This is a genomic window from Pseudomonas sp. BAV 4579, from assembly GCF_009765395.1.
In the GTDB taxonomy this organism is placed as follows: domain Bacteria; phylum Pseudomonadota; class Gammaproteobacteria; order Pseudomonadales; family Pseudomonadaceae; genus Chryseomonas; species Chryseomonas aestiva.
This window is the reverse complement of sequence record NZ_WHOV01000217.1, coordinates 1-8,892: the sequence shown is the minus strand read 5'-3', so window position 1 is coordinate 8,892 and position 8,892 is coordinate 1. Positions and strand designations below refer to the sequence as shown.

At 66.6% G+C, this 8,892-nt stretch carries 8 protein-coding genes; 7 read left to right on the top strand and 1 reads right to left on the bottom strand.

The features are described from left to right. Positions 1–152: 152 nt before the first annotated feature. From GSQ95_RS25230 to GSQ95_RS25210, 5 genes are all read left to right on the top strand, one after another. On the top strand, positions 153–1,217 hold the full coding sequence (locus GSQ95_RS25230) for an ABC transporter substrate-binding protein (protein WP_158890571.1): 1,065 nt from the start codon (positions 153–155) through the stop codon (positions 1,215–1,217). Positions 1,218–1,229: 12 nt separating this feature from the next. Beyond that, entirely contained in the window at positions 1,230–2,282 is a 1,053-nt protein-coding gene (locus GSQ95_RS25225; protein WP_158890569.1) for an ABC transporter ATP-binding protein, read from the top strand. Beyond that, positions 2,279–3,982, top strand: coding sequence for an ABC transporter permease subunit (locus tag GSQ95_RS25220; protein WP_158890567.1), 1,704 nt, complete (start codon positions 2,279–2,281; stop codon positions 3,980–3,982). Before GSQ95_RS25225 ends, GSQ95_RS25220 begins: the two co-directional genes overlap by 4 nt. A gap of 3 nt (positions 3,983–3,985) precedes the next feature. Next, complete coding sequence (locus GSQ95_RS25215; RefSeq protein ID WP_158890565.1) at positions 3,986–5,521, top strand: AMP-binding protein; 1,536 nt, start codon at positions 3,986–3,988, stop codon at positions 5,519–5,521. 90 nt (positions 5,522–5,611) lie between these two features. Next, positions 5,612–6,406, top strand: coding sequence for an IclR family transcriptional regulator (locus GSQ95_RS25210; protein WP_218568708.1), 795 nt, complete (start codon positions 5,612–5,614; stop codon positions 6,404–6,406). Positions 6,407–6,518: 112 nt separating this feature from the next. Here the strand turns inward: GSQ95_RS25210 and GSQ95_RS25205 are convergent, their stop codons facing one another. After that, positions 6,519–7,127, bottom strand: coding sequence for a TetR/AcrR family transcriptional regulator (locus GSQ95_RS25205; RefSeq protein ID WP_158890562.1), 609 nt, complete (start codon positions 7,125–7,127; stop codon positions 6,519–6,521). Positions 7,128–7,214: 87 nt separating this feature from the next. Here GSQ95_RS25205 and GSQ95_RS25200 point away from each other — a divergent pair, with 87 nt between their 5' ends. Both GSQ95_RS25200 and GSQ95_RS25195 read left to right on the top strand, forming a co-directional pair. Then, complete coding sequence (locus GSQ95_RS25200; RefSeq protein WP_158890560.1) at positions 7,215–8,369, top strand: epoxide hydrolase family protein; 1,155 nt, start codon at positions 7,215–7,217, stop codon at positions 8,367–8,369. A 182-nt stretch (positions 8,370–8,551) separates the two neighbouring features. Further along, the gene (locus GSQ95_RS25195; protein WP_256664715.1) at positions 8,552–8,755 is read left to right on the top strand and encodes a hypothetical protein; all 204 of its coding nucleotides are present in this window, start codon (positions 8,552–8,554) and stop codon (positions 8,753–8,755) included. Positions 8,756–8,892 lie beyond the last annotated feature (137 nt).

Here is an 8,892-nt window from a genome sequence, read left to right as displayed (position 1 = left end):
GCGCGGCCGCCCCTGACCGGGAGCGCCACCCTCCGCGCCTCGCCCACGAGGCCTATCGCTATTTCTGCCGACGACATGGGTTCACCGCTGCCGGGCGTTTGCGGCACGGCACGACCTGCAAACGAGTTTTCGTTGCCTAGGAGTCAGTCCAGATGAGTCAATTCCAGAATCCAGGTCGCCGCCAGGTGCTTAAGGCCGGCGCCATCCTGGCCGCCGTGGCCGGCCTGCCGCGCAGCGTTTGCGCTCAGGATCAGCGCCTCGTGGTCTCGGACCCTGGCGGTCCCTATACCGAGGCATACCGCCGGGCCTTCTACACGCCCTTCGAGCAGGCCACCGGTATCAAGGTCATCAGCGTGGCCCGCGAATCCCAGCCGGTCGCCCAGTTCTCGGCCATGGTGCAGACCCGCAACTACGTCTGGGACGTCACCACCCTGACGATCTCCGCGGACATTCCCTTTCTCGAGGAAAAGGGTTTCCTCGAACCCATCGGACTGAAGGCGGAGGACTATCCCGACCTCCTTCCCGAGGCGGTCACCGCCAACTGGCTGGGCGTGGACGTCTATTCCACCGTCCTGGCCTACCGCACCGACACCTTCGCCCCCGGCAAGGGCCCCCAGTCCTGGCGGGACTTCTGGGACGTCGAGAAATTTCCCGGTCGCCGCTGCCTGAGACGCAACCCGCTGGATACCCTCGAACAGGCACTCATGGCCGACGGGGTCGCCATAGACGATCTCTATCCGCTGGACGTGGACCGTGCCTTCAAGAGCCTCGATCGCATCAAGCGCCACGTCGACATCTGGTGGACCTCCGGGGCCCAGGCCATGCAGGCCATCCAGAGTGGCGAGGTCGACATGATCTCCACCTGGAACGGTCGCGCCCAGGCGGCCATCGACAATGGCGCCCCGGTGGAGATCGCCTGGAACCAGGGCCTGTACTCCATCGAAGGCTGGGCGATTCCCAAGGGCACGCCACGCGCGGACCTCGCCAAGCAGTTCGTCCGCTTCTGCGCCGACGCGCAGCGCCAGGCCGAATTGACCAGGACCCTGGCCTACGGCCCCACCAACCGCAAGGCCTTCGACAGCATCCCCGCCGAGCGCGCGCGTCTGCTGCCCACCGAGCCGAGCAACCTGCAGCACATGCGGCTGCCCAGTCCGCAGTGGTGGGCGGAACATCGCGCCGCGGTGACCGAGCGCTTCAACGCCTGGATTCTGTCCTGAGGGGAGCTGGAGATGGCCATAAAACTAGCAACCGTCGGCCTCGGCAAAACCTATGGGGACGCCGTTGCGCTGCAGCCCACCGACCTCACCGTGCAGGACGGCGAATTCCTGACCCTGCTCGGCCCTTCCGGCTCGGGCAAGACCACGCTCCTGCAGATGATTTCGGGGCTGGTCCAGCCCTCGATGGGTACCCTGCTCATCGACGGCCAGGACGCCACCCGCACGCCGCCAGGCGAGCGGGGGATCGGCCTGGTGTTCCAGAGCTATGCGCTGTTTCCGCACCTGAGCGTGTGGGACAACGTCGCCTACGGGCTGCGCATGCGTAAAAGGAGCAAGGTCGACACCGCGAAGGCGGTCGACGATGCCCTCGACATGGTGCGGATGCGCGACTTCGCGCGGCGTTACCCGCAGGAACTCTCCGGCGGCCAGCAGCAACGCATCGCCTTGGCGCGCTGCTTCGTCTACCGCCCCTCGGTGATCCTGCTGGACGAGCCCCTGGGCGCGCTGGACAAGAATCTGCGCGAGCACATGCAGCTGGAGATCCGCCACCTGCATCGCGAGCTGGGCGCCACCTTCATCTATGTCACCCATGACCAGGAGGAGGCCCTCACGCTGTCCGATCGCATCTGCCTGATGAATCAGGCCCGCATCGAACAGCTGGGAACGCCCGAGGACCTCTACGACAGACCGGTCAGCCGCTTCGCCGCGGGCTTCATCGGCCACTCCAATCTGCTGGAAGGCCGCTTCACCGCCGATCGCCGGCTGCAGGTCGAAAACACCACCCTCGAACTCGAGGCTCATCAGGGGGGCGATGGCCGCGAAGGTGTGCTCCTGGTTCGCCCGGAAGCCGCGCGGCTGACGGCGCCCGGGGAGGGCTTGCTGCAGGGTCTGGTGGACGCCTGCGTCTTCCTCGGCAGCGATCTGCGCGCCCAGGTCAGACTGCCCTCGGGCAAGGCGTTCAACGTCAGGTGCCCGCGGCAACTGGCCGTCAGACCGGGGGATGCGGTGGGCATCGCCTGGGACCCGCGCCGGGCCGCGCTGCTGCCGGCGGAGGTCCGCCCATGAGCCTGCGTCGAGGTCTGCTGCCCGCACTGCCGGCCCTGCTGTTTCTGGCCGCCTTCTTTCTGCTCCCGGTCGCCGAGATGCTGGTGGGCAGCGTTCAGGGCAACGCCGGCGAACTGACCCTGGCCAATTTCGAGCGGATCGCCTCGACGCCCATCTATGCCCGGGTGCTCTGGATCACCTTCTGGATTTCCGCCCTGACCGCGGGGCTCGCGGTCCTGCTCGCCTACCCGATCGCCTATCTGCTGTGTCGCCTGTCGCCTCATGGACGCGAGCGTTGGCTGCTGTGGATCATGCTGCCGTTCTGGACCAGCTACCTGGTCAAGACCTACGCCTGGATGCTGCTGCTCAGTCGCAAGGGTCTGCTGACGACGCTTGCCGCCAAGGTCGTCGACGATCCGTCGGGACTGGTGCCGGCGCTGTCCGGCACCCTGATCGGCATGGTCCACGCCATGCTGCCCCTGGCGGTGATCACCCTGCTGCCGATCATGAGAACCATCGACAAGCGCCTGATGCCCGCGGCGGAAACCCTGGGCGCCAGCCGGACCATGAGTTTCTTCAGTGTCTTCCTGCCCCTGTCCGGGCCAGGCGTCGCCGCGGCGAGCCTGCTGGTCTTCATCACCAGTCTAGGCTTCTTCATCGTGCCGGCCCTGCTCGGTTCGCCCCGGGAAATGATGGTGGCGCAGCTGGTCATCTCGTCCGTGCTCGACCTCTTCGACCTGCATTTCGCCGGCGCCCTGTCGGTGGTGCTGCTGGCCTGCTCGCTGCTGGTGTTCTGGCTGTTCGATCGCGTGGCCGGATTGTCTTCGCTCAGCGGCGAGGCGCCGAAGAATCGCCGCGCCGGGGTGTCGCAACGCCTGCTGATCGGTCTTGGTCATGCCCTGTCGGGCCTGCTGCCGCGGCGCTACGGCCAGGGCGACAGCCTCCTCCTCACCGGCTACAGCGTGCTGCTGGTGGCGCTGCTGATCCTGCCGGTGCTGGTGGTGATTCCGCTGGCCTTCACCAGCGCGCCCTATATCGCCTTTCCACCCAAGCTGTTCAGTCTGAAATGGTTCGCCGAATTCTTCTTCTCGCCGGTCTGGCAGGCGGCGCTCTGGCGCTCGCTGAGCGTCGGGGTGCTCACGGCGCTGCTCGCGGTGATCCTCGGCTTCGGTGCGACGCTGGCCCTCACCCGCCTGCCGTCACGCTGGAACAAGCTGCTGTTCGCGCTGTTCATCTCGCCCCTGATCGTGCCGCGCATCGTGATCGCCCTCGGCCTGCTCTATCTGTTCTCGCGTATCGGCCTGGGAGGTCGCGACCTGGGCCTGGTCATCGGGCACACCGTGCTGGCCCTGCCCTATGTGGTGGTCACCCTCAGCGCCGCCTTCAAGCAGTACGACTGGCGCCTGGACGATGCCGCGCGAATTCTCGGGGCCTCCCCGCTGACGCGCCTGCGGACCGTCACCCTGCCGCTGATGTCGAGCAGCCTGGTATCCGCCTTCCTGCTGGCCTTCATCACCTCCTTCGATGACCTGACCATCGCCATCTTCGTCAGTGGCGGCATCAACACGACCCTGCCCAAGCAGATGTGGGACAGCATCCAGCTGGCGCTCTCCCCCACCCTGGCGGCGGTCTCGACCACCCTGGTCGCCTTCATCGTCGTCTTCGCGCTCCTCGCCCGCTGGGTGTCGTCGCGCGCTACCGCCAAACTCCAAGGACGCTGATCCATGCATCCCCATACCGATTTCTTTCCCGCGCGATCCCCCCGGGATCGCCTGGACGTCATCCCGCTCCTCCATGAACGCCTGACCGACAGCTCCAGCCGGATGCGCATCGTCTTCGGTGAGCACGCGCTGGAGCGCGACGCGCTGCGCGCCCGGGTCGCCGGTTTGCAGAGCACCCTGGCGGCGCGTGGACTGGGGGTGGGCAGTCGGATCGCGACGTTCCTCGGTAACAGCGCCGATCAGGTCGCCCTGATCTATGCCATGACGCTGAGCGGCATCACCTGGATCCCGATCAACACCAAGCTGCGCGGCCTGGGACTCGACTATCCCTTCGAACATGCCCAGCCCGACCTGGTGATCAGTGAGCCCGCCCTGCAACCGCTGCTGCAGGCGGGCGCTGCCCACCGCCTGCCGGGGGTGACCCTCGCGGACCTCGTCCGCGAGGCTGAAGCCGCGCCGGCTGCCGAGCTCCGTCCAGAGCAGGTGGCCTTCGACCACCCGCTGTGCATCATCTATACGTCCGGCACGACCGGCCATCCCAAGGGCGTGATCTTTACCCATCGCATGATGCGTATCGCCGGCGAGTCGGTCATCCGCGTCGCCGACGTCCAGCCGGACGATCACCTGCTGATCTGGGAGCCGATGTGCCATATCGGCGGCGCCCAGATGCTGATGGCGCCCCTGCTCACCCCCTGCGAGTTGCACATCGTGCCGCGCTTCTCGGCCAGTCGCTTCTGGGCTCAGTGCGCCGCCGCCCAGGCCACCCAGCTGCACTATCTGGGCGGCATCATCGACATCCTGATGCAGCAGCCGCCAGCGGCTTGGCCGGCCCGCCACCCGCTACGCGTCCTGTGGGGCGCGGGCGTCGGCCTGAATCGCTGGGCCGACACCGCAGCGCGCTTTGGCTGCGCCCTGCGCGAGTGCTATGGCATGACCGAATGCTCGAGCTTCGCCACGCTGAACGAACGGGGAACGCCGGGTTCGGTGGGACGCCCCCTGCCCTGGCTGACCGTCGAACTCCTGGATCAGCAGGGACAGGCCGTGGCTGACGGTGAACTGGGAGAGATCGTGCTGTCGAGCGCGGTGGAAGGCGCCTTTCTGCCCGGCTATCTCGACAATCCCGCGGCGACCGCCGCCACCCTTCGCGAGGGACGACTGTTCACCGGCGATCTGGCCAGGCGCAACGCCGACGGCGAACTGTTCTTCGTGGGCCGGAAAACCGACAGCATGCGTGTCCGTGGCGAGAACGTCTCGGCCTGGGAGGTGGAGCGGATCTTCAATAGCCATCCGGCTGTCCATGCCAGCGCGGCGATCGGTGTCGCCTCCGCGATCGGCGAGCAGGAAATCCTGTTGTACGTCCAGGCCAAGCCCGACGCCACGCTCGACTTCGCCGACCTCGCGGCCTGGTCCGCGGACAGGCTCGCGGCCTATCAGCGACCGACCTTCTATCGAGCGGTCGACGCCTTCGACCTGACACCCAGCGAGCGCATCAGAAAGCATCTCTTGAGCCGCTCGACGGCAGAGGCCTGGCGGTGCTGAGCGAGAACCCGGGACAGGCTTTATCGAACTGCGATAGAAAAATAGCGCCGACGACCCGATAATTCGCGCCCCCCAAGCAGGAGTCTCTCCATGAGTGATCCGCGACGTCCGCGCAAGGACCCCACCGCCTCTTCGCTGTACGTGCAATCCGTCGAGAAGGCGATGAAGGTCCTGACCGCGTTCGATGGCAGCAAACGCCATCTTTCGCTCTCGGAAATTGCCGGGCTCGCCGATATGGACATCAGCGCCGCCCAGCGCTTCACCCATACCCTCAGCACCCTTGGCTACCTCACGAAGGGCGCCGACAAGAAATACGAGTTGTCACCCAGGCTGCTCGATTTCACCTTCCACTACCTGTCGTCCAGCGAACTGGTCAATCGCGCCGCGCCCTACCTGCAGCAACTCAGCAGCGAGACGGAAGAAGCCACCAACCTGACCGTCATGGACGGTACCGACATCGTCTACGTCGTGCGGATCGTCAGCCGCCACGTGTTCAATGCCAACGTCATCGTCGGCAGTCGCCTTCCGGCCTGGTGTACCGCACCCGGGCTGGCGATTCTTTCCACCTATGCGGATGACGAGGTGGACGCCATCCTCGATCGCAGCGAGCTGATCGCCTACACCCCGGCGACGGTCACCGATCGCGACAAGGTCTGGGAAAACATCCGCCAGGCTCGCCAGCGGCGCTACGCCCACGTCGAGGATCAGTTCTTCTATGGCGACACCTCGACCGCGGCAGCGATCGTCGATGCCGCAGGCCGCGCAATAGGCGCCGTCAACGTCGCGGTGACCCGCGCGCGCTGGAACGCCGAGCGTGACGAAAAACGCATGGCGGATCTGCTCATTTCCACGGCGGCGGCGATATCGGCCAAGCGCAAGGGCTAGCGAAAGATCGCTGCGGGCGAGCAGGCACCAGGGGTGTCAGACCGCAATCCGACTGCCGCCAGCGTCTCGGGCGACGGCCTGGTCAGCGAGCGCTCCAGGTCGGCGAATACCCTCACTCCAGCAACAGCCGAACAGCCCGCTCGATCCGCTCCGCCGCCTGAGCCTGCAGTGCCCTGGGATCATCGCCCAGCAGCACCCGCAACTGATGCGGCGCGAAGACCAGATCGATGAATCCCTCAAGCAGTCGCTCGACATCGTCCGGCTGATCCGGGCCTGCCTCGATGGCCTGTCGCACCCGCAGGCGACCCGCCTCCCAGCCGATCCGGGTCGCCTCGGCCGCGACTGCCGGAAAGCGATCGGCCGTGGCGATCACCAGGCGCATCATCGCCAGGGTTTCCGGCCGCGAGGCGTGCTCCAGCATGTCCTGACCGGCCAGCCGCAGACGCTCCGCGAGCGGCAGGCCGGAGGGCACGAGTTCGAGCTGCGGCAGGGTTGCCGAGTGACGGCGGATCACCGCCTCGAACAGCTGATCCTTGTTGGCGAAGCGCGCATAGAGGCTGGCCTTGCCCGCACCGGCCAGTCGCGCCACCGCCTCGCAGGAGGTCCCGGCAAAGCCCTGGGCGAGGAAGAGTTCGAAGGCAGCGTCCAGCAGGCGGCGATCGACAGCGCCGGCCTCTTCGCGCCGGGGTCGCCCGCCGCGTGGTTTGGTCATTTCGGTCATGGGCGAACCTTAAGCGGATTGACAGCACCTGTAAACTGAACGATAACGTTCAGTTATTCGACTGCGCCCTTCCTTGCGAGGCTCTCCATGACCGCTCTCATCCAGTCCTTTCCCATCCGCGTACCCCAGGTCCAACTCGATGAGCTGGCGGCAAGACTCAGGCTTACCCGCTGGCCCGACCGCGAGACCGTCCACGATGGCGGTCAGGGGCCGCAACGGGAACGCCTGCAAGCCCTGGTGGAGCGCTGGAGCGGCGGGTACGACTGGCGGGCGGCCGAGACCCTGCTGAACGGCTGGGGCAGCAGTCGCACCGAGATCGACGGCCTCGGCATCCACTTTCTCCATGTGCGCTCTCCCGAACCGACGGCTACCCCCCTGCTGCTCACCCACGGTTGGCCAGGCTCTGTGCTGGAGTTTCGCGACGTGATAGGGCCGCTTAGCGATCCGGTCGCCCATGGCGGTGAATCCGCGGACGCCTTTCACCTGGTCATTCCCGCGCTACCCGGCTTCGGCTTCTCGGACCAGCCCAGCGAGCCCGGCTGGGGCGTGAGCCGCACTGCCCTGGCCTGGATCGAACTCATGCGCCGACTCGGCTACGGCGATCACTGGCTGGCCCAGGGCGGCGACTGGGGCGCCGCGGTGACCGCCGCCCTGGCCCATATGCGCCCGGCGGGCCTGGCCGGCGTGCACCTGAACATGGTGATGTTCCAGCCCACTGCCGAGGAGGTCGCGGCGGCCACGCCGGACGAGCAGCGGATGCTCGCCGACGCCGCCCGCTACGAGCGCGAATACTCGGGCTACATGAAGGTGCAGACCACCCGCCCGCAATCGGTGGGCTTCGCCCTGGCCGACTCGCCGGTAGGCCTGGCGGCCTGGATCTACGCCCTGTTCCAGGACGTCTCGGACAGCGCGGGCGAACCCGAGCACGTCCTGCCGCTGGATCATCTGCTCGATGACATCATGCTCTACTGGCTGCCCAATGCCGGCGCCAGCTCGGCGCGTTTCTACTGGGAGGCCAGGCGCGAGATGGCGAACGGCATGCCCAGCGCGCCGCTGCCCCTGCCCGCGGGCGTCAGCATGTTCCCCGGCGAGCAACTGCGGCTGTCGCGCCGCTGGGCGGAGCGGCGCTTCGCCGATCTGCGATTCTTTGGCGAAGCCGATCAGGGCGGGCACTTCGCGGCGATGGAGAATCCACAGCAATTCGTGGCGGATCTGCGGGCGACCTTGCGGACGCTGCGCTGAAGGCGTCCGCTCCAGCACTGCGTGGTAGCCCGGCGCAAAGGCTCCGGGCCGCGCTTTAACACTTGTTTACAAGCGTTCAGGAAGTTTTACACGCGACCCCTTTTCGATCGATACCCTTGACTCCCGGCGATCATTCGCTGAATGCCGTTTTCGCGGAGAGGGTTACCGAGGTGAGGCAGGTCGTGAAGAGTATCGGCGCCATCGCCATGCTACTGGGCGTGGCAGCCGTCCTGCTGGGGTGGCTGATCGATCCCTCCCTGTCCCTGCAACACGGCATGAAGCTCGCTTCGATAAAGCGCGAGTTCCTGCAGACGGACCTCTTCCTCTGGGGAGTCATACTGTTCGCTGCCGGGTTCAATGGCTACGCGCTGCATACCGACCTTTGAGGCCCACCAGGCTGAGCCAGGATTGCCAACCGTTGCCTTTTCGCCCGTCTCCCGGCACGGTGACCCGCCCACCTTGATCGGGACGTTCACCTTGACCCCAATCCTGCACATCGCCGCCGCCATCCTCCTGAACGACC